We start from the raw sequence: 25073 nt of genomic DNA, 5'->3' as shown, positions 1-25073 counted from the left end.
CTAGCCTTTCTAGTTGCAATAACTGGGAACTCGAGAGAGCTTGATGACACTGCCCTTCTGATACGTCCTTTACCTCTTCTGAAAAGGCTTTACTGAAAAAAATCATTCTTTCATCCTCTTTACGTATGCGGAAAAGAGTATTCCTTGTGTTTGTTTCACTTTTTGTACTCGTTAGCGTTTTTTAGATGCTTCAGGTTCGTTTGCAACGTTTAAAGACATTTTATTCATATCCAGCACGCCACCCCTCTTTATCGCTACATCATTCACTATTTTGCGGCTATCAACGGTACCGCACAGCTATTACTGCTTTTTTATCGGTTAAAATCAATCATCCCCCTGTGGCGGCAGCCTGCCACTAACCACCTTTAAAGCAAACGTTTGAACCATTAAAACGCCGCCACTTAAAAACGATCCTCGATAAAAAACATGAGCTTAACTGATTAATATCAGACATTTTCTGTGTTAATTTTTTATTTAACAAAAATTAACGACATACCCATTTTCGACAAAATATCTTATATAGTAACGATATACTGCATCGCTTACTTATCCCCTTGGCGCGTTACAAAAAACACTATTCATTTGATTTTTAATAGAAAAAACATCCTGGATAATTATACAACGCCTTACCGTCAGCAAAAAACATATCTACACCATACTTTGGCTTTTAGTATGCCTGCTTAATCCGTCGCGTTTGTGAAGTTTTGTTTTTTTCTGCAACATTATTAATCGACCTCTTCGGCCTCAGCCTTGGGCTATCGGTATTTACAATGCTCCAAAATGGGTATCTTCAGCGCTCAACTTGGCCTTTGCTACTGCTGCTCTAAGTAATAGAACTCGCCTTGCGATACCGGTGACGGCTTTGCGCACATTCCGGTGGCCCAGCACTTTTTTACTGAGCGATAACAGCTATTCGAGGCAGGCACGCGGCTACGTTTAATGCCTATAGCCGCTGGGTTATGGCAGTGATGCGGCGATGGTCGCTATATGAAATGTTTGTTTGAAGAGCGAGGTTAATAACGCTTGTGTCGTGCTTACCGCGTCACTTTTGTCACAAGATTGCGTAAGCGGGTGCGTAAAAAGCCCGCAGGGGAAATCTGCGGGCGTGCTGGCGGTCGCTGGCGTTAGCGCAGGCCGAGCAGTGAAAGGATAAACAGCACAACGACGATTAGGCCTACGATATAGATAATATTACGCATGTTGGCACTCCTTGCTGGTTTGCGTTTTGGTTGAAATCAAAGGGTTGCTTACGCCCAGTAACGATTAAAGCCTAGCAGGCTTTTCAACTTTTTGCGTAATGCTCTGCATTTCCCTACCAGAAGGTAGAAGGTGGCTGGGTTTGCGTGGCCGCATGGCTAGCGTTATCCGAGACGTTGGCGGTTCTCGTCGAATGCTCGCTGAATCACTTTCTGTTGCTGGGTATCGATTTCCAATTCACAGCAAAGGGACGACCATTCGGATAAAGCATCAAGGGCTTGCTCAATATAGAGATCCGGGGTTAAGTACCTGAAGGGAGCACACACCTGTTTGAGTTTTTTACGCGTAGCCAAACCTGCCCCACTGAAAGATGTTGTATGCTCGTCTGCATAGCTCCGAACAGGGGCGTAAGTTAGGTCATAAATTAAAGCCCTCCGCCCTCCGCCACCCACTGAGGGTCATAAGCAAAGTAGGTGCCCTGTCGGCTAGCGACCAGCTCACCCACACGGTTATCTGCTAACAGCACCTCTACGGTGTTGATACGCTTCATTTTCGCCCCCGAACACGCCCTGCCTGCTTGATCTCTTCAAGTGATATGGGATGCTCATATGTGAATAGCTCGGCAATTTGGCGTGTGGCGCCCAGCGCCGTGGCAATGAGCACCAAGATATCGAGGGTTATTTGCCCACTGGATTCGAACCGTTTAATGGTGGACTCGGAAACACCCGTCATCTGCGCCAAGGTTTTACGGGAGAGGTTCTTCGCCAATCGTGCTTCTCGTGCATTGGCACCGACCTGCTGAGACAGTTCGCCAGGAGCAAGCAAGGAGTGAGTAAGGGCCATAAAAAAACCTCTACATAATGGGCTATTTATAACCCATTATAGACTAAAATTGACTTTAAAAGCTCAAATATAACCTTTAATAATTATTCGATTAGCTTTATATCTAGAGAGTGCTATCGCACTTTAATTTTAGCGTCTGTGTATGGTGGAACCTCTCTCACTTCTAAACCTCGAACCTTTGCCACTTATACCGAAGGTGTTGTGATGCGCGCCACTGCTTTGCTTGTTTCATTAGCGGTTACTTCATTGCTACCCACCGCCTATGCAGCCGCTAATGAACCTTCTGCGCATGCACTCCAGGCGCTGGATCAGCAAGCCCGCCAATTAAACCGCCTTCACAACGTTGTGGTCGCTTACGACGGCGAGATTATCCACGAGCTTCACCAGGGTGGCCCCGGCGTTGCGCAGCCTGCCAATATCAAGTCACTTTCCAAAACGGTGCTGGCGGCGATAACAGGCGCAGCCATTGAAGAGGGCATTATTGAATCCACTGAGCAGCGCTTGGTAACGCTCCTGGGTGAGCCATTGCCCGCCGGGCTGGACCCGCGCGTGGAAGACATTACCGTAGGGCATTTGTTGGCTCAGCAGGCGGGGCTTGAGCGTACATCCGGCGCTAACTACAGTGCTTGGGTGGCAAGCTCAAACTGGGTTAACGATGCCCTTACTCGCCCATTTGTCGATGAACCCGGCGGGCGGATGCTGTACTCCACCGGCACTAGCCACCTGCTTTCCGCAGCCCTTACTCAGACAAGCGGTGAAACCACGCATGTGCTCGCACAACGCCTGTTGGGGGAGCCGCTTACTATTTCGATTCCCGTATGGCCGCGTGACCCGCAAGGCATTTATTTTGGCGGCAACAATATGCAACTTTCGCCACGCGTGTTAATGGAGGTGGGTGAGCTTTATCGTAACGACGGCGTGATGGAGGGCGTGCGGCTATTGCCAGAGGGGTGGGTGGAGGCTTCATGGACACCCCGTGGTATCTCTGCCTGGACGGGTGATGGCTATGGATATGGCTGGTTTATTACCGAACTCGCGGGGGAGGCGGTGTACTACGGGCGTGGCTATGGCGGACAAGCGCTGTACGTGATCCCTGAACGCGATATGACCGTTGTGATCACCGCAGACCCCACGCCGCCCTCCCCAGGCGGCCAGTTTCAGCAACAGCTGCATCGCTTGGTCGAGGGCCTGCTCAGCGCACCTGAAGAACAGTAACGCAGGAAACTAATATGTTAGTGAGATACGCCGCCTCGTTCAGGCCCATCTTGCGCTGTTCGGCGCTCTTCAACCTGTACTTCAACCTGTAGCTTGGTGCGAATAAAATCACTGTGGCTAACATGCAGTAAATCGGCCAGCCGCCGAATACGGTGCTCTTCAAGCGGGTCAACGCTGCCGTCTGCCCACGCCAGTTGCCACATCAGCGCCACCAGCTCGCAGCGCTGGTCGTAGTGATAGTGCTCTTTGATTAGGCTCACAAACTGGTAATGATCGACGGCCTCATCCACTTCTGCTTGTGCCAACGTCATCAGCTCTTCTACATCGCTTGTGCTGAGCTGGTAGCGCTCGGTAAGCATAAGACGCAGCGCGGCAAGCTCTTCATTGGTGGTGTCGTAATCGGCGCGGACGATTTCACACAGTAGTGCTGCGGTGGCCAGTTCCAGGGTGAGCGTTTGATTTTCGCGCTGCTCGGGCTGCGCAAGCGTGCGCTGGAAGAAATCACTAATAGCGTTCAGCATAAGGGGCTCCTGGGTTGCTACAGCATCGTCCTTACCTCAATCCTTCTTGGTAAGCTGCTCTCTTAACTGCTTGGGCACTTGCTTGATAATCAGGCGATCTTGAGTGGCGTCGTACTCGATGCTTGAGCCCAGCAGGTGGGAGTCAAAACTAATCGAGACACCGCCCGCTCGGCCGGTAAAGCGGCGGAACTGGCTTAAGGTGCGCTTATCGGGGGGAATCTCCGGTGAAAGCCCGTAATCGGCGTTGCGAATATGGTCGTAAAAGGCTTTCGGCTGCTGTTCGTCCACCAGCCCAGAAAGCTCTTCCAAGGTCATTGGCTCGCCACGGCGAAGCTGTTCATTGGCGTAGTCCACCAGCGTGTCGGTTTTTTCTCGACTCACCTCGTCGTCGAAATCCTCTTTTTCCACATAGTCGCTGAAGGCCTTGAGCAGCGTGCGGGTTTCAGCGGGCGCATCAATCCCTTCTTCCATGCCCAACAGGGCTACCATGCCTTCGGCAAGCTTTTTACCGCCACGATCTTTCAAGAAAGAGACGTACTGCGCGCCAGGCGACTCGCTCTGCCACTGGGTTAAATTGACCCGTGCCGCCAAGGTAAGCTGGCTGGTATTAAGCTGCGCGGCAGGCACGGCCTGGTGAGCCTGGTTAATGCCAATACCTTCACGCTGATGTACCAACGCGATAAATAGCGTTTCGGTATCCCCCTGGCGCATGTGCGCAAGCAGCAAATAGCCACTGACGGATAGCTGCTCTTGTAGCTCACGCGCCAGGCGCTCAGCAATTGCGGTCGAAAGCTGGGTAAAGTCCTGGGCACCCGCCATATAATCCCGCAGCCAAGCAAGTAGTGGGCCAGCCTGCTCGCCCTCTTCAGCAAAGCGCCCCCAACCTTTAGCCTTGGTGTTATACGTGTCGTTCAGCGTATTCACCAGGCTTGTCATGGCCGGGTCATCACTTTGGGCAAGCGATGGCGCGGCGGTAAGCGTTAAGCGTTCACCGTCAAGCGAAGGGTCCAAGCGGTGAACAATGCTTTGCAGTAGTGGCATAAGGGCCTTGGCTCCTGGCGTCAATAAAAAGAAGTGCTATGCAAAAAAATACTGCGCGTTAGGGTTTCAGGCGATAGCCGGTACGAAATATCCACGCGATAGTGGCCAGGCTCGCTAGTAAAAACAGGCTGATCATGGCCACACTGGCCACCACACTGACATCGCTAATCCCGTAGAAGCTCCACCGAAAGCCGCTGACCAGATACACCACGGGGTTGGCAAGCGTGACGGTCTGCCAGAAAGGGGGCAACATATCTATCGAGTAGAAACTGCCACCCAGAAAGGTCAGCGGCGTAATGATCAGCAAGGGCACAAGCTGCAGCTTGTCGAAGCCATCCGCCCAAATGCCGATAATGAACCCCAGCAAACTAAACGTGACGGCGGTGAGCACCAGAAACGTCAGCATCCAGAAGGGGTGCGCAATTTCCAGCGGCACAAAAAAACTCGATGTCCCAAGAATGATCAGCCCCAATAGAATCGACTTTGAGGCTGCCGCTCCCACGTAGCCAATCACTATTTCAGGATAGGAAATGGGCGCCGATAAAATCTCATAGATACTGCCCGAAAACTTGGGAAAGAAAATCCCGAAGGAGGCGTTGGACACGCTTTGGGTCAGCAGCATGAGCATAATCAGCCCAGGCACGATAAAGGCGCCGTAACTGACCCCATCAATCTCACTGATACGTGAACCGATGGCCGCGCCGAACACCACAAAGTAGAGCGAGGTTGAAATAACCGGCGACACAATGCTTTGCAATAACGTGCGCCGCGTACGCGCCATTTCTGCCATGTAAATGGCGCGAACAGGATACAGGTTCATGCACGCTCCTTAACCAAGTCGACGAAAATATCCTCAAGCGAACTCTGCCGTGTATGCAGGTCTCTAAAGGCGATGCCTTCACGCTCAAGATTAGCTAACAGCGCTGATATTTTGTGGCCCTCTTGATCCTGACGGCCATCATAGGTGTACACCAACTCATGCCCATCGGCGGTCAGGCTTAACGCCGTTTGCTGTAAGGCGGCTGGTAGCGCCTTTAACGGCGTTTGCAGTTGAAGGATTAACTGCTTGCTACCCAACTTTTGCATCAAGGCCGCTTTCTCTTCCACCAGCACGATTTCACCTCGATTAATCACCCCGATGCGGTCGGCCATCTCTTCGGCTTCTTCAATATAGTGGGTGGTGAGAATAATCGTGACGCCACTTTCGCGCAGCCCGCGAACCACTTCCCACATATCCCGGCGCAGCTCAACATCGACACCCGCCGTCGGCTCATCCAAAAATAGAATACGCGGCTCGTGAGAGAGCGCTTTGGCAATCAACACGCGGCGCTTCATGCCGCCGGAAAGGGTCATTAAGCGGTTATGACGTTTATCCCATAACGCCAAGGACTTAAGCACTTTTTCAATGTGGGCAGGGGCAGGCGCTTTACCGAACAGGCCACGGCTAAAACTGACCGTATTCCACACCGTTTCAAAGGCTTCATTGGTCAACTCCTGAGGCACCAGGCCGATACGCTCACGCGCCTGGCGGTACTGACTAACGCTATTAAAGCCGTCAATCACCACCTCGCCCTGGGTCGGGTTTACTAGCCCACACACCACGCTGATCAGCGTGGTTTTGCCTGCCCCATTGGGGCCAAGCAGCGCAAAAATCTCACCACGCTGAATGGTGAGGTCCACCCGCGAGAGCGCTTGAAAGCCGCCTTCGTAGGTTTTATTCAGGCCGTTAATCGAAATAATTGGGTCGATCATGGTTTTCTCCTCACACCGCAACGTAAACGCCACGACGCTGGAGGCGATTTAACGCGAGATTAAACATGCGATTCTGTCTGAAAAGTGACCGAGCATAAGCGCTTTTCAGGCAGGACCGAATGCCAAAGCGACAATAGCCATGCAGACGTCTTATCGTATTGCACGGCTATAGAGACGCAACGTTTAGGTGCGGTCAGTGATTTCGAGCAGGTGATAGCCAAACTGCGTTTTCACCGGGCCGTGTACCTGACCCAACTCACCGCTGAATACCACCTTGTCGAACTCAGGCACCATTTGGCCGGGGCCGAAGCTACCCAAGTCGCCGCCCTGGCGGCCAGAAGGGCAGCTAGAGTGCTGCTTGGCGACATCGGCAAAATCACGGCCGTTTTCGATTTCCTGTTTAAGCGCTAAACACTGCTCTTCGCTGCTAACCAAAATATGACGGGCGCTGGCGTTTGCCATAACAACCTCCTGCATGTATCAATGAAATGAAGCCGCTAGTTTATCACGCTCGCCTTGGCGGCGGGTGTACCTGCGACACAGCATACTCAAGGCTTCCCAAGCGCACCGCTATAGCGTAACGCATCGCCTACCCGCGCCAACGCACGTTCATGGTCATTCACTGCTACCGGCCCCCGGCTGCAAGCAACGATCACCCAGGGGCCATTAGCCTCCTCGTGCGTAGCAATGCCCGCATCGCAACTGCGCCGATGCTGGGTACCGGTTTTATGTGCAAAACGGGTGGTATCGCTCATCCCGGCCGTTAATCGATTGTTGCCTGATGTTGTTCGCTGCATTATCTCCAGAAGTGCCTGGCTCGGCTGGGCACCTAAGCCACCGCTCGCTGCCTCTTTATACACACTTGCCAACAGGTCGCCGTAGGCACGCAGCGTGCCTACGTTTTCACCGGTCGCCTCATAGGCATCGAACGCGTGGTCATAGTCAGGTTGCTTGAGCGTGGAGGGATCAACATCCAGCCGCTGAGCCAGCGCCGCCGCACGCTGGCTTAACCGGTGCTGGCGCAAGGCGATAAAATCCATGCCGCCCAGCGTTCGTGCGTCAGGGTGTAACTGCCCATAAACGCCCTGACGAACGCCAACCAGTTTGGTAATCGGGCCGATATCGTCAGGGTTGCCTCCACTACCCGCAATCATTGCTCTCGCCCGAGCATTGACATCGGCAAGGCCCACGCGGTCAATCAACATATCGGATGCCGTGTTATCACTGACGGTAATCATCTGTTCAAGTAGGTAGCGAATCGAGATCGGCGTCCCCGGGTCGTGCCAGATCACCGGCCCCGCGCCATCCACGAAGTCACCGCGCGAAAGCGTTAAGCGCTCATCCAGTGACAGCGTGCCCGCTTGACGTTCGGCAAGCACTTGGGCGGCAATAGGCACTTTTACCAACGAGGCCAAATACCAGGGCCTGTCCGCGTGCCACGAGTAGGCCTCTCCGGTGGCCAGGTTTTGTACATATACCCCTAACGTACCTTCAAAGATGCCCTCAATAGCGGCGATTCGGGCATTCAAGTCAGCCTGCCATGTGCTCTGTTTATCAACTTCGTAGTACCAGTTCGTCTCAAAAGCCTGTGCTTCAAGCTCCTGTGTCTCAAATTCCTGTGCTTGAGTACCGTCGGCATAGGCTGGCAGTGCCATTAAACACACTATGGCCAGCAGCCATCGTTGCTGTCGTTGCAAACCATGTCCTCTTAGCGGTGCGCTGCGATCCAACGTGTCACCCAAATCCACACGGCGGCGCCCAGTATCAACACGCCGCTAATCGCCAGCGCCTGTGGATAGGTATACATGCCCTCGCCTTGCAGCAAAAAACGCAGCACGAGAAAGATCATCACAATATGAAAAATAAACGCTTTTAGCGCGTCGCTGCCGACCACGGTGAGCGGCAAAAGTGCCCTGGCGGCAGCCGCTCCACCGGCTAGTGCCAAGGCGAGCAAAATAAGCGCGCCACCTACACTAAACAGCATGAATTCCAGGCCTGGCGGATGTTTGCCTGCGTTATTGGTAACGGCCATCATGGCGGCATAAACACGGTTATCCGCCAACGCGAGACCATAAAACGCCATTACCATTAACGCGCCTACCGCCAGCAGTATTAACACCAAGCGGCGGCGCAAGTGAGCCGTAAAGTAACAGCGCAATAGCGCTTCGCCTACCAATAACCCCACCAGAATAAGGGGCGCCCGGCTAATCTGCCCCCAGGCATAGTGGTCGGGGTGGTCAACCAGTAAGGCTTTCAGGATATCGTTACCGCCAAAGCTCAGCCCTTGTAGCCAGGCAGAAAGTGCGGTTAAGCCAACCAGTGTGGCAATCCGGCTCCAAAGGGGCGCCCGTGCCCATAGCGGTAGAATAAGCGGCACCCAAAGCAGGGCAATGGCATAAAAGCCTAAAATCTCGACCCAGATCCCAAAGCGCCCATAAAGTAGCGTATCGACAATATCGGCAGGGCTACTAAACGGCAGCATCTCGATAATAATGAGCGCCTTGTACCAGAACCACACTTCAATCGCGCGTAGCCATAGTTTAAGGCGTCGTTTAGGCCAATCATCGCTTTGGGTGTGAGAAAGAAAGGCCACTGCCAAGGCAATGCCGAACACCAAAATAAACAGTGATGAGGAGAATTTTGTTAATAGATGAATAGGCACCATGCCCCAGTCAGGCACATTACGTATGCCTATCAACCCGCTAACCGTGTGACTGACAATCATTAAGCCAATCGCAATGCCTCGCGCCAAATCGATAGCCGCGATTCGCCCTTCCGCTTTAGGAAGCTGCGGCGCCTCTTTCCAGTTCACCACTATACAGGCTTCCTTATAGTCATAACGGGCCAAGGGGTACGTAATGTTAACAATAGACGATAAGGCAACAACGTTTGCTTTGGGCTTTAAACGCAAAAATGCCCCGCAAGCGGCGGGGCATTTTGTGGCTCATCCGTAAGCCAGAGCAAGTGTTATTCCATTAGCGGGTTAATTACCACTGGGTGTCGTCATCGTCATCCGTGGTTTCGTACTCCTGCTCCTCTTCCTCTTCTTCATAGGTGAATTCTTGCTCTTCCTCTTCATACTCAGTGGTTACATCTTGATCTTGCTGCTCAGTGTCATACGAATTAAAACTGCCTTGCTCGTCCTGCGTCGTCTCTTCTTGCGGCACGGGCTCTTGCTCAGTGCCACTTTCCATTTCAGCAAACGCAAGAGGGCTTGCGATCAGACCAAATGATACGCCTAAAATACCTAGTTTTTTCAGAGCTTCCATTTTCATGTCGTGCCTCCTAAGTAATCTGCTTTCTGTTGCTTCGTAAAAATAAATCAAACAAGGAACATCTAGCCAAGAACCAACCATCATCCTGATGCTGGGTTCTTGTCCTGGTTACTGCACGCGTCGTACCAGGTTTTTCTAAAAAACAAAAAACATATATAAAGTCAAAAACTTAAACTCAACAAGAGCATGCCAACCTATTGATTTTATGAAATATATTTAATAATTTACTGTTTAACCGTGGCACATGAGCCCGCTTTGGTCATGCCGGGTGCGGTTAATGGCTTCGTCATTTAGGTTTTAAATGAAAACGGGCAGCGACTGATCCACAAACACAATAGACCTTCCCAACAGCTGGCATCAGAACATCCATCTTGAGCAACAGGATGCTGAGGGAAGTGCTTAGACAACATGTGCAAAATACAATAAAAAGTTCAGGAAGGAGGCCCTGCCCAGGCCACTCACGCCATCGATCATAGTTAAAAAATCATCAGGAAAGTCTTATCAGTGAGAATGACGCGGCACGTCAGAGCCTCGACAGCCGATCAGGAAGTCAAAGTCACAGCCTTCATCGGCTTGCAGCACTCGCTCAATATAGAGCTGGCGATAGCCGCCTTGGCTTGCGATGAGGGTCGAGGCCGCCGTGGCATCAAACGCGGCGAGGCGTGCCTGAATCTCCTCTTCACTGACGTCCAGGTGCAGCCGGCCGCTGGCGCAGTCCAATTCAATCCAGTCGCCGTTACGCACCGCGGCCAAGGGGCCACCCGCAGCAGCTTCGGGTGCCACGTGCAGCACCACGGTGCCATAAGCGGTTCCACTCATGCGCGCATCAGAAATACGCACCATATCGGTAACGCCCTGAGCGAGTATCTTAGGCGGTAGCCCCATATTGCCGACTTCCGCCATGCCGTGATAACCGCGAGGCCCGCAGTGTTTCATCACCAGGATATCGTTGGCTTCAACGTCCAGGTCCGGGTCGTTGATGCGCGCTTTATAATCGTCGAAGTCTTCAAACACGACGGCACGACCACGGTGTTGCATAAGTTCGGCGGTCGCTGCCGAGGGCTTTAACACCGCGCCATTGGGTGCAAGATTGCCGCGCAGCACGCAGATGCCACCATCTGCGGTCAGCGGGTTATCCAGCGGACGAATAACATCGTCGTTATACAGCGGGGCGTCCTGGACGTTTTCCCACAAGGTTTTACCGTTAACGGTGAGCGCGTCTTTAAAGGGCAGACGATCGGCATCCCCCAAGCGTTTTAGTACGGCGGGCAGGCCCCCGGCGTAGTAGAACTCTTCCATCAAATAACGCCCGGAGGGCTGTAAATCTACCACCGTGGGCGTACCGCGCCCCACCCGGCTCCAGTCGTCCAGCTTAAGGTCTACCCCCATGCGTCCGGCAATTGCTTTCAGGTGGATCACCGCGTTAGTGGAGCCGCCAATCGCTGCGTTGGTACGAATGGCATTCTCAAACGCTTCTTTCGTGAGAATTTTGGAAAGCTTTAAGTCTTCATTAACCATCTCGACAATACGGTTACCGGAAAGGTGAGCAAGCACATAACGGCGTGAATCCACCGCAGGAATTGCCGCATTGTGGGGTAGCGAGGTGCCCAGGGATTCCGCCATACAGGCCATGGTAGACGCGGTCCCCATGGTGTTACAGGTGCCCGCCGAACGCGACATGCCCGCTTCAGCGGCCATAAAGTCGTGCAGTGAAATCTCGCCCGCTTTGACCTGCTCAGAAAGCTGCCAGACCACGGTGCCCGAACCGATGTCCTTGCCCTTGTGCTTGCCGTTAAGCATGGGGCCGCCGGTCACGACGATGGTGGGAATATCACAGCTCGCCGCGCCCATTAACAGCGCCGGGGTCGTTTTATCACAACCTACCAGCAGCACCACTGCATCAATCGGGTTGCCACGAATCGCCTCTTCAACATCCATGCTGGCAAGATTACGGGTAAACATTGCGGTCGGGCGGAGGTTGGATTCACCGCTGGAGAAGACCGGGAATTCCACCGGGTAGCCACCCGCTTCCAGTATGCCCTGCTTTACATGCTCCGCCAGCTTGCGAAAGTGAGCGTTGCAAGGCGTTAGTTCTGACCAGGTGTTACAGATGCCGATAATCGGCTTGCCTTGGAACTCATGATCGGGAATGCCTTGGTTTTTCATCCAGCTGCGGTACATAAAGCCGTTTTTATCGGCGGTTCCAAACCACTGGGCAGAGCGTAGGGGCGGCTTTCGTTCAGACATGGACGTCTCTCCGTACAATTCGGTAAAAGATAGAAACAAAACAGGAAAAAAGTGTCGTTAGGCGCGCTGGCGTCGCGTCTGTTTCCAGCGGTCAAACATTACCGCCAGCAGCAGAATTGCCCCGCGTACCAGGTACTGGTAGAACGTTGGTACGTTGAGTAGCCCCATGGCGTTCTGCACGCAGCCCATAATCAGCACGCCGACGACTACACCGGTGATAGTGGCAACGCCGCCCGATAGCGCCACCCCACCCAGTACACAGGCAGAAATCACCGCAAGCTCTAGCCCCATGGAGGTATTGGGGTCGCCCAAGCCCATCCGCGAGGCCAGTAACACGCCCACTACGCCTGCAACAACGCCTTGTAAACCAAAGACAATAATCTTGAGTCGGCGGACATTGACCCCCGCGAGCGACGCGGCCTCCGAGTTACCGCCCGTGGCCAGCACATTGCGTCCGAAGGCGGTCATATTGAGCACCACACCGAAGATGACAAAGCAGGCCAACATGGTCCACACCGGCAGCGTCAGGCCTAGAAATGAAGCGCTACCCAGGTCAAAGAAACCCGGCACGGTAATCATCACCGCATCGCCGCCCGAGGTGATATAGGCCAGCCCGCGAACAAACTCCATCGCCGCCAACGTGGCAATCAGCGAGTTAATACCAAACCTGGCAATCACAAACCCGTTAAAGGCCCCCACCGCGCCCCCGGCAACAACGCCACCTATAACGCCGATAAAAACGCTACCGGTGCTAGAGGTCACAACCGCTGCCACTACCCCCGCAAACGCCACGATTGAGGCCACCGAAAGGTCCACCTCGCCCAGCGCCAACACCAGCATCATCGTGGTCGCCAGACTGCCTATCAGGGTGATCGAAAGCAGCAGCCCCACCATGTTTCGCCCGGTAAGAAAGTCGGGGATAAACACCGCCAGGGCGATAAAGAGCAGCATAAAAACGGCGATCAGCCCAGAGGTGTCCAACAGCGTGCGCAGTGGTTTAATGAGCCCTTGGCGCCCCGCAGGGCGCGTTGGCTCAGCACCTTCTTGGGTTAATTTGTTCGATGTCATCACAGGTGTCCTGAACGTGTTCGATAATGGGTACCGCTTAGGCGGGTAGTGCCAGGCCTAATAGTCGTTCGGGCGTGGCGGCGTCTCTTGGCACCACGTCGACCAGCTCACCGTCGCGCATCACTGCGATGCGGTCACAGATGGAGCTAACTTCGGCAAGGTCGCTGGAAATCACGACAATGCTTTTCCCCTGCTCGGCCAAGTCGTAAAGCAGGCTATAAATGTCTCTACGCGCGCCCACATCAATCCCACGCGTGGGCTCGTCCATCACGAAAAGGTCGATCTCTTCCGCGAGCCAGCGGGCCAAAATCACCTTTTGCTGATTGCCCCCGGATAGCTTTCCTATCGGTGCCCGATAGCTGGGGGTTTTAACGCTAAGCTGCTGAATATAGGCTTCAGCATTGCGTCGTTCGCGGCCAGGGTGACGGAAAACGCCCCAGCGCTTAAAAAACCGCCGGCAACTGATATTGAGATTGTCGGCAACACTCGCCACGGGGAAAATCCCTTGAGATTTTCGATCCTCTGGGCACATGGCGATACCGGCACGAATCGCCTCTGCGGGGCTTTTAAAGCGTCGCGATTCGCCCTGGAACGTCACGCTACCCGCTTTAGGGGCTTCTACCCCGCATACCAGCCGCAATAGCTCACTGCGACCGGCACCTACCAGGCCAAACAAGCCGAATACCTCGCCACGCTTCACGGAGAAGCTAACCGGCGCATTCAGGCCGCGCCCTTGAATCTCGTCAACAGACAGCACCACATCGCCCTGCTCGCGGGCGCGATAGCCGTATACGTCATCGATGTCTCGCCCTACCATCTCGCTAACCAATAGATCATGCGTCAGCTGCGACATATCTTCGTGGGTACGAATATGCTGGCCGTCGCGAAAGATAGTGACCGCATCGCACATCTCAAACACTTCTTCCATGCGATGGGTCACGTAGAGCACCACCCGCCCCTCGTCGCGCAGGCGTTTGACGATGCGTTTAAGCTGACGGATTTCCTGAATGGAAAGGCTACTGGTAGGTTCATCGAAAGCGATAACGCGGGCATCACGCAGCAATGCACGGCCAATCTCAATCATCTGCTGCTGACCGATAGAGAGATCGCGCACCTTGGTCGAGGGATGAATGTCACCCTCGCCAAGGTCAGCCAGAATCGCCAGCGCCCTTTCCCGCATCTTTCGCCGATTCACAAACCCCTGCCGCGTGGGCAACTGGCCCAGCAGCAGGTTTTCAGCGACCGACATATTGGGCGAGAGCGTTAGCTCCTGGTAGATAATGGCGATTCCTTCGCGCAATGCTTCACGAGCGTTGCTGAACACGTGGCGCTGTCCATCGATCCAGAGAGCCCCCTCTGCAGCGCGGTTCACCCCGCTAAGCACTTTCAGCAGCGTCGACTTACCCGCGCCGTTTTCGCCCATCAGCGCATGCACCTGACCGGTATGAGCAGAAAAACTCACCCCATCCAGCGCGCGCACCCCAGGGAATACAACACTGATATTGTCAAAGCGAAGATATGGATCAGACATACGTGAGCACTCCACCAAATAGCCCGTCACAAAAAGTCAGTTACAGACCGAGCGCATCGCGCACTTCTTCCCAGTTATCACGCGTCATTAACGTACCAGACGTTTCTGTAATCGCCTGAGGCTCCTGGTCTTCGCTGATCCAGCGGTAAAGGTCTTCAGCCGTTTGTCGACCGTGCATGGTAGAACTCACCGCAACGGTGCCGTGGAAGCCAGTGGGGTTGTCGCGGGAAAACTCAGCAAATGCCGCGCCTGAACCATTGATGCCCACTCCAATGACATCCTCAGCAGCCAGGCCGTACTGTTCGGTCGCCCGAACGCCCCCCAGCACACTCTCTTCATTCAGCGCGTAGATTACCCAGTGCTCATAATCACCGCGCTGAGAAAGCACCGGTGATGCAGCGGAAAATGCACCACTCGTATCCGTACTTTGTTGAGGCGCATCGAAGATGTTCTCTTCGGGGAAGCCTGAAGCAAGCAGTGCTTGGGTCGCTCCATCCGTCCGTTCAACAGCAGTCGGTAGCTCGTTATTGGTAATACGCAGCGCACCGACGTTCTCAACATCCCAGCCACGGGCTTCCATTTCGGCGGCAATTGCCTCACCGACCTGCTGACCAATTTTGGTGCCGGACATACCTAGATGCGGTACGCCTTCCATAGGCTCACCACTGGCGTTAACAAACTGGTCATCGACGGTCACCACTTTCATGCCGTACTGTTCGGCGCGATTCATGATCGCAGGCCCAAGACGTACATCTGGCGGGCAAATGACAAACCCTTGAGCGCCTTGTGAGTAAAGGTTATCAATCGCGCTAAGCACCTCTTGACCATCTTCACCACCCAGACGAACAACCTGGAATCCGAGTTCCTCGCCCGCCTCTGTTGCGGCGCGCTGTTCGTTAATAAACCAGGCTTGTTCCGGCTTTTTGACGATAAAGCCCATCTTCACGTCGTCCTGTGCCTGCACAGAACCCAGCGAGGCCAGCATGACGGCGCTACCCAGCGCCAGGCGCGTAAACGTGGTTACGATGCTCATTGTTGTGCTCCTGATATTCCAATTATTATTGATGTTATTGCTGCAATCGCCGTCTGCTGCTCGTCAGGCGCATGGCTAGACGCCCATATCGTCCTGGGCAGAGAAGCGGAAGATGGTACGTGAACGGTAGGTCTCTCCAGGCTGTAGAACCGTGCTGGGAAAGGCGTCCTGATTAGGCGAATCGGGAAAGTGCTGCGTTTCCAGTGCAAAGCCAGAGCGCTGTGGATAGGCATTGCCACTTTTGCCCGTTAAATCACCGGCCAAAAAATTCCCCGAATAAAATTGAATACCAGGCTCAGTGGTTTCAATTTCCAGCAGCCGTCCACTTTGTGGCTCCCACACCTTGGCGGCCATCACCAGATCGCCTTGCTCGGCGTTATCTTGGTTAAGCACAAAGTTATGGTCGTAGCCCTGCCCAAAGCGCAGTTGATCGTTATCTTGCTCAATACGCTCGCCAATCGACGTGGCCTGGGTGAAATCGAACGGCGTGCCTGCAACAGGCTGCAGCTCGCCCGTCGGAATCAATGATTCACTCACCGGGGTAAAGGAATCGGCATTGAGCATAAGCTGATGATCAAGGATGGAGTCGTTCCCCTCCCCCTTAAGGTTGAAGTAACTGTGCTGGGTAAGATTGACGGGCGTTGCCTTGTCGGTCTCGGCCTGGTAATCGACAATCAGTTCATTTTGATCGGTAAGGGTATACGTCACTTCAACCGTCAGTTCTCCAGGATAACCTTCTTCGCCATCCTCACTGACATAGCTCAGCACCAGCCCCGTCCCTTCATCATTTTCAAAAGGATCGGCCTGCCAGAGCACACGGTCAAATCCTTGCTCGCCGCCGTGCAGGTGGTTATCACCATCGTTGGTGGCTAACGAGTAGGTTTCACCCTCCAGCGCAAACTGACCTTCGGCGATACGGTTGCCGTAGCGGCCGATGAGTGCACCAAAGTAGGGATTAGCTTGCTGGTAAGTGTCAGACAGATAACCATCCAGCGATTCAAAACCCAACGCGATATCGTCAATGTTTCCGTCTATGTCAGGTACTTTCAGGGATACGATTGTGCCCCCGTAATTAATGACCTGAAGCTCAATTCCATTGGCGTTCGTCAGCCGGTAGCTTTGTACCTCACGGCCGTCCGGCAACTGGCCGAACGTCGATTGTTCAACGACGTTCTCTGCTTTACTGTTCGCCATGGGTTCCTTATCACTCTGGGCCTGGGCTACGTTTGTCATCAGCGCGATGACGCCTGCGCTCAGTAACAATCTTGAGCCAACGCTACCTGTATGAGAGGGCATGGTGTTCCTCCTGTTAACATCATTATTGTTATTCGTGCGGTATGCGGTTCACTACCAGGTTCTCTACTAGGTTCACTACTACACGCCCTACACTAGACAGCTCTTACATAACTAACCAATATAGGAACACGTTAATTCCGATACACTTATTGCTATCAAAAGCACTGAAAGGCTTATTCCATGAGCGTTCTTGACAGTAACTGGTTTCTCAACGCTCGACTAAAGTTGCGTCATTTTCAGCTATTTTTGGCGCTTGACGAGCACCGCAACCTGCATCGTGCCGCTGCCCAACTCAACATGAGCCAGCCCGCTGCCTCAAAACTGCTCAGCGACCTGGAAGCGAACCTGGGTATGCGTCTGTTTGATCGTCAGCCGCGTGGGCTAACCCCTAACTGGTATGGGGAGGTCATGATTCGTCATGCGCATAGTGTGCTGTCGACACTACACCACACCGCTGAAGAGCTGACCGCGCTGCGCAACGGCAATACGGGCACCGTGGCTATCGGCACCGTTATGGCACCCGCCGTTACGCTTCTAACCAGCGCTATTGAACGGGTCCACAGAGACCGCCCGGAGCTTAAAATCAGCGTGGATGTGGATGTCAGCAAAGCGCTGGTGCCACGTTTGCTGGAAGGTGAGCTGGATTTTGCAATTACACGCCTCCCGCCAGGAAGCGATCTTGAGCGCTTTGTCTTTGAAGAAATTGGCGAGGAGGAGTTGTGCTTCGTCTGTCGTGAAGGGCATCCGCTAGTAGGCAAAACTTCGTTAAAACTGGCGGACATGGCCGTCTATCCGTGGTCACTGCAGCCACCCGGCGCACTCATGCGACAGCTTGTTGACAGTCTGTTTCTGCATCATCAGGTCGCGCCACCTCGACAAGTCGTTGATACTGCCGACTTATTGGTGTCACTAGCGCTGGTCGATAAATCTGACACCATCACCGTGACCACGCGCGAAACTGCCGATCTACTCTGTACCCCCCAACGCTTCCACCAGTTGCCCTTCGTCGAAGCGCTTAGCGTGCAGCCCTACGGCCTGGTCAGTTTACGCCACCAACGACTCTCACCGGGGGCTGCGCTATTAATGAGCACCCTCCGCGAGATTATCGCTCAGAACGCGCAGCGCGAAGATGGGCGCAGTGAAACATAACGAGGTAGTCGCATGCGAATAATGCGGCACTCGCTCGATATAGGGCTGGTGATAGCCGCCTTGGCATCAAACTCGGCGAGACGTGCCTGAATCTTCTCTTCACGGACTCCAGGGGCCACCAGCGGCAGCTTCTGGTGTCACGTGAGTGCCACGGTGCCGTAAGCGGTTCCACTCATGCGCGCATCAGGGATGCGCACCATATCGGTAACGCCTTGAGCAAGGATCTTGGGCGACAGGCCCATATTGCCGACTTCCACCATGCGGTGATATCTCCGCGGACCGCAGTGCTTCATGATCAGAGTGTCCTTGCTTCAACGTCCAGGCCCGAGTCGTTGATGCGCGCTTTATAATCGTTATAGGGTTTTACCGTTAACGGCAAGCACTTTATAAAGCGCTCTTTTGCAAGCCAGCATGACCCTTGTCAGCACAGATTATGCTGATGCCTCTTCTTTTCTACGCTTCTGATAGCGATAGGCTTTAATCAGCAAGGGGGAGCACCACAGTAAGATGACCGCAATGCCAAGCCCGGCACTGATGGGCCTTGCAAAGAAGCTGGTCAGGTCGCCACCAGTTCGCAACATGGCGCTCATAAAGTTGTTTTCAACAACGGAGCCCAGAACCAAACCGAGTATGGCGGGCGCCATCGGGAAGTCATTGACGGCGAGTAAATAGGCCACTAAGCCAACGATTAGCATTAACCAGATATCCACAACGCTATTATTGATAGCGAAAGCACCCACAATGCAAAAGCACAATATAATGGGCATCAATACTCGGCTGGGTGTAAGGATGAAAAGTTTTGACAATCTAATGGCTATATACCCAATAGGTAGCATCATCAAATTAGCCAATATAAACACAATGAAAAGTGCATAGATTAGGCCACTCCCATCCATAAAAATGGTGGGGCCGGGGTTCATCCCCTTCATATATAAAACGCCAATCACGATAGCGGTAATGGAGTCGCCGGGAATCCCGAAGACCAGAGCGGGCACCCATGCGCCACTGATTCCGGAATTATTGGCCGAGCTGGCATCGACAATGCCCTCGATATTGCCAGTACCATATTTGGAACTGTCTTTTGACCTGCCTTTTCCCACACCATATGAGATCCAGGCAGCGATATCCGCGCCCGCACCGGGTAGCGCACCAATCAATGTACCAATCGAGCTGCCACGCACCATATTGCGCCAATAACGTTTAATGTGTCTCGGCACATTGTGGAAAACACTATCTTTATCAACAACGCTGATGGTTTTTTTCTCGGATTTTGATCCGTAGTAACTCATCAGTTCATTGAGGGCAAACATACCGATCATAACGGGTATGAAGTTAACGCCAGCCATAAGATCGGGCACTCCAAACGTGAAGCGAGGAGCGCCACTCATCATATCCAGCCCTACCGTTGATAGCAGGACGCCAAACAGTAGTGACAGAAATGCTTTTGTTCTAGAGCCTACAGAAATAAAAATTGAGCAGCTTAGCCCCAATACCGCGAGCCAAAAGTATTCAAACGCACTGAACTTGAGCGCTACTTCCGCAAGTGACTGAGCAACGACAATCAAAATGATGGTGCCAAAAATACCGCCGAAAACGGAGCAGACCAGATTAATACCCAGCGCTTCCCTTGCCCTGCCCTTTTTCGCTAACGCATGCGATTCACCCACATAGGCAGCAGAGGCAGGTGTGCCTGGTATATTGAGATATGTACCGGGAATATCTCCCGCAAATATTGCCATGGCCGATGTGGTTACAATGGCAGCAATAGCGGGAATAGTGTCCATATAGAAGGTTAAAGGAACTAATAGTGCGACAGCCATTGTTGCCGTAAGCCCGGGGACTGCGCCAACAAATATACCAAATAATGAAGCTGCCAAGATAACCAATAGGGTATCAACATTTAAAACCAGCCCCACTCCATTCATCAAGATATCCATGGCAGGCTACCCCTTAATAAAACCCCTTGCGGCAATGGAATAAGCAAATAGTGAGAGAAAATAAAATAAATAGCGGATGACATAACCACCGAGGTTACCAGAGCCACGTAAACCTTTGTTTTTCTAAATAACATGAGCAAACACATAATGATCGTTATGGTAAGCATTGCCCCCAGGTAATCGCTTGCCAGGATATAAAAAACAATCGCTATGGGGGGCAGCACCATCGCCCAACTCTTTTTTTCAGATGGCGGGGTAGCGAGTGTCGGATCATCCTGCATTTCTTGAGCAGCCGCTTTTCGTCTCTGCCATAGCGCATTTAAGGTAAGTACCGCGCCGCCGATGCAAAATCCCCCTCCAACAAGAGAGGGAAACAGAGAAGGCCCATACTGAAGGCTGGGTAGAGTAGGAAATTGCTGAGCTGTGATAATCGTCACAACCCCTGCAATCATAAATCCTATGCCGGCGAAAACATCTCTCATTGTCATTCCTTAGTTAGCCAAGCCAACTTGTTCAACAATTTCACCGAGAATACCGTCCATCTCTTCCATCATTTGGCCAAATTCTTCCGCATTGCGCCACTCGGTTCCAAACCCTCTCTGCGTCATGAAATCCTGGTACGTATCACTTTGGTAAGCAGCCTCGAGAGCTGACTCAAGCGTTGCGACAACCTCTGGGTCCATCCCTTGAGGACCAACGATGCCTCGCCACGCACCTACTTGGTAATCACTACCCACAAGCTCGTTGGCGGTAGGAATATCGGGGAAGGCTGAAAGACGCTCTGCAGCCATGACGGCAAAACTCTTTACACGCCCTGCATCCATCATCGAACGAGCCTCAGGCACCGACGTAGAAACAATATCGATCCCACCAGACGCCAGCTCCATCATCGCGGGCGCCGAACCTTCGCTGGGGATCCAGATAACCTGATCGGCGGGAATGTCCTGGTCCATCAAAAAGCCTGTAAAGGCCAGATGCCAGATCCCCCCCTGCCCGGTTCCCGAAGCGGTAAAGCTACCTTTCGGCTCAGTACGAACAACCTCCAGCAACGCATCCAGACTCTCGTATGAAGAATCAGCGGCAACCTGGAGACCCGGGGAGTCGTAGTTGATTTGCGCGATGGGTGTGAAGTCTTCGTAGGTAAGCTCTGTCAAGCCTTGCCAATGCATAGTGTTAACTTCAACAGTGGCTAAGCCGAGCGTGTAGCCGTCGGGTGCTGCGTTAAGTATGGCGGTATGCCCAACCACGCCGCTTCCGCCGGTACGATTCACCACGTTGACGTTCTGGCCCAACTCCTCTTCCAAGGCGCGGGCAATGGTGCGAGCTGTTGCATCAGTACCGCCACCTGCAGCCCAAGGCACAATCAGCGTGATGGGGCGTTCTGGATAATCCGCCAGGGCCGAGCCAGAGGCGACCATAACCGCCGCCGCTATACTGGAAACAAGAATGGTTTTGAGAGAATGGTTTGTCATTATCATTTTCAATATCCTCTAGTAATTGCTTACCTACGTTTTATAGTTATGAAGACGGCTTAAAGCGCCTTATATCAGTACGTTCTGGTTGACGGCTGAGCAGGCAGCTCTTTATAGCGGGCAAGCGTTGCCAGCGCCCCCTGACGGAGCAGGCTGATATCAATACCTACCGCAATAAATTGGCAGCCTAACGCCTGGTAGCGACGTGCATCCTCCTCGAGCGGAGCCAAAATCCCTACCGGCTTGCCTGCCGCATGAACTGTATTAATCACTTTCTGTATCGCACTCTGGACATCGGGGTGGCCAGGATTGCCGGGATAGCCCATTCCCACCGAAAGATCTGCCGGACCAATAAAAACCGCATCGACGCCGTCGGTGGCGGCAATCGCTTCTACCTGCTCAACTCCTTTAGGTGACTCAACCTGGACAATCAGACAAAGCGATTCATGCGCCTTATTCAGGTAGTCATCCACGCCATCCCACCGGGTTGCACGCACAAGACCACCCCCCACGCCACGTATGCCATGCGGTGGGTATCGCGTCGCGCGTACCAGTGCAGCCGCTTGCTCAGCACTCTCCACCATCGGCACCATTAATGTTTGTGTGCCTATATCCAGTAACTGCTTAATCAACGCAGGATCATGGTTAACGCTACGCACAACAGGCGCGGATGAATAAGGCGCCACGGCCTGCAGTTGGGCCAGAATGGTGGGTACCGTATTCGGGGCATGCTCGCCATCGATTAACAGCCAGTCGAACCCCGTGTTGGCGATTATTTCAGCGGCATACCCCGTCGCAAAGCCAGCCCAGCAACCCCACATGGGTTCGCGCTTGATCAGCATGTTTTTAAAGGGATTAGAGGGCAATTGCATGCATTGACTCCTTTGGGAGGTAGATGAAAACCACTGACTGAAGATCACCTACATCATTGACTGACCAAGTTTTATAAGCACTGGTTTCTTGAACGCTACGTCTTTGTTTATTCCATAGCGCGAATACGACCTGTTTAAGACACACTCCTCCCGGTGAGGGAGGAGAAAAGCAAGGGCCATATAAACGTGGAAAATCAGGAAACAGCTAAATAGTGGCGGTTTCTACAACAGATCCTATTGTGAGAAACCGCCTACCGTGTCGTGCCTCAGTTAGCTAAGCCAACCTGCTCAACAATTTCACCAAAGACGCTATCCATCTCTTGCATCAGTTGCCCGAACTCTTCCGCGTTACGCCATTCGGTACCAAAGCCTTGCTGATCCATAAACCCCTGATAGGTATCGCTGTTGTAAGCAGCTTCTAAGGCTGACTCAAGCGTTGCCACTATCTCGGGATCCATACCTTTAGGACCGGCGATACCTCGCCACTCGCCCACTTGATAGCTACTGTCGATCAACTCATTGGTAGTCGGAGTATCAGGAAAACTGGGTATACGCTCAGGCGACATGACCGCAAAGCTTTTAACCCGACCGGCTTCCATCATTGAGCGGGCTTCAGGCACAGAGCTTGGTACGATATCAATACCTCCAGATACCAGCTCTACCATCGCTGGGGCCGCGCCTTCACTAGGAATCCACGTCACCTGGTCGGCGGGAATATCCTGATCCATCAAAAAACCCGCAAAGGCTAAATGCCAAACACCGCCTTGACCGGTGCCGGAGGCAGTAAACGTGCCTTTAGGCTCAGTACGTATAGCGTTGAGCAGTTCTTCAAGGCTTGCATAAGGGGAGTCTGCGGCGACCTGTATGCCGGGGAAGTCATAGTTGATTTGCGCAATCGGCGTAAAGTCTTCATAGGTAAGGTTGGTTAGGCCCTGCCAATGCATCATATTCACTTCGCCGGTCGCCAGGCCAAGCGTATAGCCATCTGGCTTGGCATTAACCATGGCAGTATGGCCGACAACGCCGCTGCCACCGGTGCGGTTAACCACGTTGACGTTCTGACCCAACTCCTCTTCCAGTGCACGGGCGATGGTTCGCGCTGTCGCATCAGTGCCGCCGCCCGCAGCCCACGGCACAATCAACGTAATAGGGCGTTCTGGATAATCCGCAAGGGCTGAGCCAGAGGCCACCAGAACCGCTGCTGCTATGCTGGAAGTCAGGAGTGTCTTGAGAGAATGGTTTGTAATTGTCATATCCACTTTCCTTTAGTCGTTACTGCCTGGATTTGATTATCGTTTTTTGAAACTACCGGATTCCATCCTTTATTGCTTTCCTGCCAAAAACTTCCTTTATTTCTATTAAGTCGAGAAACCTTATCGCTTAGAAAGCCTCATTAAGCATCTTGAAAAAGTCTTCCTTAGAGGGTGCACGCGGATTGGTAGCCGTAGAGTGGTCTTCCAATGCCCACTGTGCCACTTGATCTAGATGCTCTTCCTTAACGCCCATTTCACTCAGGCTGGAAGGCATTCCCAACTTAATATTGAGCTTTTCAAATGCTTCGGCTAAATCGTCATCCTGAGCAAGCCCCATCGCGACTTTGAGGCGAGCGTATTTTTCCTCGCAATCGCGCTGGTTAAACCTGAGAACAGTCGGCATTAACAGGGCGTTGAGCGTGCCGTGGTGGAGTTTTAGCTCATGCAGGCCGCCTAACGCATGGGATAGAGAGTGCACCGCCCCCAACCCTTTCTGAAACGCCATGGCACCTTCCAGAGCCGCCATCATCATTTCATTCCTAGCGGTTAAGTTAGTGCCGTTTTCAACCGCCTCGACCAGATAGGCACTTGCGCGCTTCAGGCCGTCCAATGCAATCGCTTCAGCAGGAGGGTTCACTTTAGGGCTTAAAAAGGTTTCAACGCAGTGAGCGATCGCATCCATGCCCGTTGCGGCAGTTAGAAACGGTGGTAAACCGAGCGTTAAACGTGGGTCGCAGATAGCGACAGAGGGAATCAGGTACGGAGAAAGAAAACCCAGTTTCCGATCATCTTTCATAGTAATCAGAGAGGCTCGCCCCACCTCACTGCCCGTCCCCGCGGTGGTGGGTACCGCAATCAGCGGCAGCACATCGGCATTGATCTTAGCGACCCCGCCCTCGATCGCCGCGTACTGGCGTAATGGCGCGGGATGGTTAAAAAGTAAAGCGACCGCTTTAGCCAAATCAATGCTGGAACCACCGCCCACGGCTACGATGCCATCACACTCGCTTTCTCGCAGGAAAGTCAGGGCTTGCTCTACAGCAGCTTCAGTAGGATTGGAAGGCGTGCCATCGAAAACGCATGCTTGCTCATTAATGCTTGCAGATTCAATCACCTGCGTAATAAGAGGAGTACTACTCAGCCCCTTATCAGTTACAAATAAAGGCCTTTTCACCTTGAGCAACTTCAGCTCATTCGCTAGCTCTGCAATCGCGTTCTCACCGAACTGAATTTTTGTTAAGTAGTTGATGATATAGGGCATTTTAATTTCTCATTATTGTTTTGCTTGAAACCAAATATGCATCTTGCTTAAAGGTGTCATACAGCATACCTGCATGACAATAGTTTATTGATGAATTTTTGGCCACTCAT

At 52.9% G+C, this 25073-nt stretch carries 23 protein-coding genes and 1 pseudogene; 2 read left to right on the top strand and 22 right to left on the bottom strand.

The annotated features are described in order from the left end of the window. Positions 1-1621 precede the first annotated feature (1621 nt). Both ACT3RU_RS13345 and ACT3RU_RS13340 read right to left on the bottom strand, forming a co-directional pair. Complete coding sequence (locus tag ACT3RU_RS13345; protein WP_483392730.1) at positions 1622-1747, bottom strand: hypothetical protein; 126 nt, start codon at positions 1745-1747, stop codon at positions 1622-1624. After that, entirely contained in the window at positions 1744-2040 is a 297-nt protein-coding gene (locus ACT3RU_RS13340; RefSeq protein WP_087111202.1) for a helix-turn-helix domain-containing protein, read from the bottom strand. Before ACT3RU_RS13340 ends, ACT3RU_RS13345 begins: the two co-directional genes overlap by 4 nt. A 204-nt stretch (positions 2041-2244) precedes the next feature. On the opposite strand from ACT3RU_RS13340, the gene ACT3RU_RS13335 reads away from it, so the two are divergent. After that, positions 2245-3255, top strand: a complete 1011-nt coding sequence (locus ACT3RU_RS13335) for a serine hydrolase domain-containing protein (RefSeq protein WP_483392729.1) — start codon at positions 2245-2247, stop codon at positions 3253-3255. A 17-nt stretch (positions 3256-3272) separates the two neighbouring features. Here ACT3RU_RS13335 and ACT3RU_RS13330 read toward each other — a convergent pair whose 3' ends face one another. The 13 genes from ACT3RU_RS13330 to ACT3RU_RS13270 form a co-directional block, all read right to left on the bottom strand. Continuing rightward, positions 3273-3776: a tellurite resistance TerB family protein gene (locus ACT3RU_RS13330; protein ID WP_483392728.1), complete on the bottom strand. Its 504-nt coding sequence runs from the start codon at positions 3774-3776 to the stop codon at positions 3273-3275. Positions 3777-3812: 36 nt separating this feature from the next. Next, entirely contained in the window at positions 3813-4817 is a 1005-nt protein-coding gene (gene yejK, locus ACT3RU_RS13325) for a nucleoid-associated protein YejK (RefSeq protein ID WP_483392727.1), read from the bottom strand. 58 nt (positions 4818-4875) lie between these two features. Beyond that, entirely contained in the window at positions 4876-5637 is a 762-nt protein-coding gene (locus ACT3RU_RS13320) for an ABC transporter permease (RefSeq protein WP_483392726.1), read from the bottom strand. Next, the gene (locus ACT3RU_RS13315; protein ID WP_483392725.1) at positions 5634-6569 is read right to left on the bottom strand and encodes an ABC transporter ATP-binding protein; all 936 of its coding nucleotides are present in this window, start codon (positions 6567-6569) and stop codon (positions 5634-5636) included. The genes ACT3RU_RS13320 and ACT3RU_RS13315 overlap by 4 nt, the downstream gene beginning before the upstream one ends. A 183-nt stretch (positions 6570-6752) precedes the next feature. Then, positions 6753-7031, bottom strand: coding sequence for a peptidylprolyl isomerase (locus ACT3RU_RS13310; protein ID WP_087111190.1), 279 nt, complete (start codon positions 7029-7031; stop codon positions 6753-6755). 86 nt (positions 7032-7117) lie between these two features. Further along, the gene (locus tag ACT3RU_RS13305; RefSeq protein WP_483392724.1) at positions 7118-8266 is read right to left on the bottom strand and encodes a serine hydrolase; all 1149 of its coding nucleotides are present in this window, start codon (positions 8264-8266) and stop codon (positions 7118-7120) included. Positions 8267-8277: 11 nt separating this feature from the next. Beyond that, positions 8278-9384 (bottom strand): acyltransferase family protein, encoded by a 1107-nt coding sequence (locus ACT3RU_RS13300; RefSeq protein ID WP_483392723.1) that lies wholly within the window; start codon positions 9382-9384, stop codon positions 8278-8280. 172 nt (positions 9385-9556) lie between these two features. Further along, positions 9557-9844, bottom strand: coding sequence for a hypothetical protein (locus ACT3RU_RS13295; RefSeq protein ID WP_192527929.1), 288 nt, complete (start codon positions 9842-9844; stop codon positions 9557-9559). A 501-nt stretch (positions 9845-10345) separates the two neighbouring features. Continuing rightward, positions 10346-12091 carry an IlvD/Edd family dehydratase gene (locus ACT3RU_RS13290; protein ID WP_483392722.1) on the bottom strand — a complete coding sequence of 582 codons (1746 nt, stop codon included), beginning with the start codon at positions 12089-12091 and terminating at the stop codon, positions 10346-10348. A gap of 57 nt (positions 12092-12148) precedes the next feature. Then, positions 12149-13159: an L-arabinose ABC transporter permease AraH gene (gene araH, locus ACT3RU_RS13285; RefSeq protein ID WP_192527928.1), complete on the bottom strand. Its 1011-nt coding sequence runs from the start codon at positions 13157-13159 to the stop codon at positions 12149-12151. A 37-nt stretch (positions 13160-13196) separates the two neighbouring features. Further along, positions 13197-14690, bottom strand: a complete 1494-nt coding sequence (araG, locus tag ACT3RU_RS13280; protein WP_483392721.1) for an L-arabinose ABC transporter ATP-binding protein AraG — start codon at positions 14688-14690, stop codon at positions 13197-13199. A gap of 40 nt (positions 14691-14730) precedes the next feature. Beyond that, positions 14731-15723, bottom strand: a complete 993-nt coding sequence (locus ACT3RU_RS13275) for an arabinose ABC transporter substrate-binding protein (RefSeq protein WP_172117990.1) — start codon at positions 15721-15723, stop codon at positions 14731-14733. A gap of 75 nt (positions 15724-15798) precedes the next feature. Further along, positions 15799-17019 carry an aldose epimerase family protein gene (locus tag ACT3RU_RS13270; protein ID WP_483392720.1) on the bottom strand — a complete coding sequence of 407 codons (1221 nt, stop codon included), beginning with the start codon at positions 17017-17019 and terminating at the stop codon, positions 15799-15801. A gap of 180 nt (positions 17020-17199) precedes the next feature. Here ACT3RU_RS13270 and ACT3RU_RS13265 point away from each other — a divergent pair, with 180 nt between their 5' ends. Next, complete coding sequence (locus ACT3RU_RS13265) at positions 17200-18168, top strand: LysR substrate-binding domain-containing protein (RefSeq protein WP_192527925.1); 969 nt, start codon at positions 17200-17202, stop codon at positions 18166-18168. Between the two features lie 111 nt (positions 18169-18279). On the opposite strand, the pseudogene ACT3RU_RS13260 reads toward ACT3RU_RS13265, so the two are convergent. From ACT3RU_RS13260 to ACT3RU_RS13230, 7 genes and pseudogenes are all read right to left on the bottom strand, one after another. Next, positions 18280-18526: pseudogene (locus ACT3RU_RS13260) on the bottom strand (dihydroxy-acid dehydratase); the annotation flags it as partial. Between the two features lie 73 nt (positions 18527-18599). Then, complete coding sequence (locus ACT3RU_RS13255; RefSeq protein WP_192527924.1) at positions 18600-20105, bottom strand: tripartite tricarboxylate transporter permease; 1506 nt, start codon at positions 20103-20105, stop codon at positions 18600-18602. Then, a complete protein-coding gene (locus ACT3RU_RS13250; protein WP_192527923.1) occupies positions 20093-20587 on the bottom strand; it encodes a tripartite tricarboxylate transporter TctB family protein in 495 nt (164 codons plus the stop codon). Before ACT3RU_RS13250 ends, ACT3RU_RS13255 begins: the two co-directional genes overlap by 13 nt. 9 nt (positions 20588-20596) lie before the next feature. Next, on the bottom strand, positions 20597-21583 hold the full coding sequence (locus tag ACT3RU_RS13245) for a tripartite tricarboxylate transporter substrate binding protein (protein ID WP_225733861.1): 987 nt from the start codon (positions 21581-21583) through the stop codon (positions 20597-20599). Between the two features lie 68 nt (positions 21584-21651). Beyond that, positions 21652-22449 (bottom strand): HpcH/HpaI aldolase family protein, encoded by a 798-nt coding sequence (locus tag ACT3RU_RS13240; RefSeq protein WP_192527922.1) that lies wholly within the window; start codon positions 22447-22449, stop codon positions 21652-21654. 266 nt (positions 22450-22715) lie between these two features. Next, positions 22716-23702, bottom strand: a complete 987-nt coding sequence (locus ACT3RU_RS13235) for a tripartite tricarboxylate transporter substrate binding protein (protein ID WP_192527921.1) — start codon at positions 23700-23702, stop codon at positions 22716-22718. Positions 23703-23829: 127 nt separating this feature from the next. Then, positions 23830-24963 (bottom strand): 4-hydroxybutyrate dehydrogenase, encoded by a 1134-nt coding sequence (locus tag ACT3RU_RS13230; protein ID WP_192527920.1) that lies wholly within the window; start codon positions 24961-24963, stop codon positions 23830-23832. Positions 24964-25073 lie beyond the last annotated feature (110 nt).

The organism is Halomonas sp. TP35 (assembly GCF_052375975.1).
Taxonomy (GTDB): domain Bacteria; phylum Pseudomonadota; class Gammaproteobacteria; order Pseudomonadales; family Halomonadaceae; genus Vreelandella; species Vreelandella citrativorans.
Note: the sequence above shows the minus strand (reverse complement) of the source record. Positions and strands in the feature narration are given on the sequence as shown.

What these genes read in the sequence shown, in the direction of transcription:
- ACT3RU_RS13320 (WP_483392726.1), bottom strand. Translation starts at nt 5,637, where the DNA reads ATGAACCTGTATCCTGTTCGCGCCATTTACATGGCAGAAATGGCGCGT.
- ACT3RU_RS13240 (WP_192527922.1), bottom strand. Translation starts at nt 22,449, where the DNA reads ATGCAATTGCCCTCTAATCCCTTTAAAAACATGCTGATCAAGCGCGAA.
- ACT3RU_RS13340 (WP_087111202.1), bottom strand. Translation starts at nt 2,040, where the DNA reads ATGGCCCTTACTCACTCCTTGCTTGCTCCTGGCGAACTGTCTCAGCAG.
- ACT3RU_RS13335 (WP_483392729.1), top strand. Translation starts at nt 2,245, where the DNA reads ATGCGCGCCACTGCTTTGCTTGTTTCATTAGCGGTTACTTCATTGCTA.
- araG (WP_483392721.1), bottom strand. Translation starts at nt 14,690, where the DNA reads ATGTCTGATCCATATCTTCGCTTTGACAATATCAGTGTTGTATTCCCT.
- ACT3RU_RS13310 (WP_087111190.1), bottom strand. Translation starts at nt 7,031, where the DNA reads ATGGCAAACGCCAGCGCCCGTCATATTTTGGTTAGCAGCGAAGAGCAG.
- ACT3RU_RS13270 (WP_483392720.1), bottom strand. Translation starts at nt 17,019, where the DNA reads ATGCCCTCTCATACAGGTAGCGTTGGCTCAAGATTGTTACTGAGCGCA.
- ACT3RU_RS13245 (WP_225733861.1), bottom strand. Translation starts at nt 21,583, where the DNA reads ATGATAATGACAAACCATTCTCTCAAAACCATTCTTGTTTCCAGTATA.
- ACT3RU_RS13265 (WP_192527925.1), top strand. Translation starts at nt 17,200, where the DNA reads ATGAGCGTTCTTGACAGTAACTGGTTTCTCAACGCTCGACTAAAGTTG.
- ACT3RU_RS13275 (WP_172117990.1), bottom strand. Translation starts at nt 15,723, where the DNA reads ATGAGCATCGTAACCACGTTTACGCGCCTGGCGCTGGGTAGCGCCGTC.
- ACT3RU_RS13235 (WP_192527921.1), bottom strand. Translation starts at nt 23,702, where the DNA reads ATGACAATTACAAACCATTCTCTCAAGACACTCCTGACTTCCAGCATA.
- araH (WP_192527928.1), bottom strand. Translation starts at nt 13,159, where the DNA reads ATGACATCGAACAAATTAACCCAAGAAGGTGCTGAGCCAACGCGCCCT.
- ACT3RU_RS13345 (WP_483392730.1), bottom strand. Translation starts at nt 1,747, where the DNA reads ATGAAGCGTATCAACACCGTAGAGGTGCTGTTAGCAGATAACCGTGTG.
- ACT3RU_RS13255 (WP_192527924.1), bottom strand. Translation starts at nt 20,105, where the DNA reads ATGGATATCTTGATGAATGGAGTGGGGCTGGTTTTAAATGTTGATACC.
- ACT3RU_RS13290 (WP_483392722.1), bottom strand. Translation starts at nt 12,091, where the DNA reads ATGTCTGAACGAAAGCCGCCCCTACGCTCTGCCCAGTGGTTTGGAACC.
- ACT3RU_RS13295 (WP_192527929.1), bottom strand. Translation starts at nt 9,844, where the DNA reads ATGAAAATGGAAGCTCTGAAAAAACTAGGTATTTTAGGCGTATCATTT.
- ACT3RU_RS13250 (WP_192527923.1), bottom strand. Translation starts at nt 20,587, where the DNA reads ATGAGAGATGTTTTCGCCGGCATAGGATTTATGATTGCAGGGGTTGTG.
- ACT3RU_RS13330 (WP_483392728.1), bottom strand. Translation starts at nt 3,776, where the DNA reads ATGCTGAACGCTATTAGTGATTTCTTCCAGCGCACGCTTGCGCAGCCC.
- ACT3RU_RS13230 (WP_192527920.1), bottom strand. Translation starts at nt 24,963, where the DNA reads ATGCCCTATATCATCAACTACTTAACAAAAATTCAGTTCGGTGAGAAC.
- yejK (WP_483392727.1), bottom strand. Translation starts at nt 4,817, where the DNA reads ATGCCACTACTGCAAAGCATTGTTCACCGCTTGGACCCTTCGCTTGAC.
- ACT3RU_RS13315 (WP_483392725.1), bottom strand. Translation starts at nt 6,569, where the DNA reads ATGATCGACCCAATTATTTCGATTAACGGCCTGAATAAAACCTACGAA.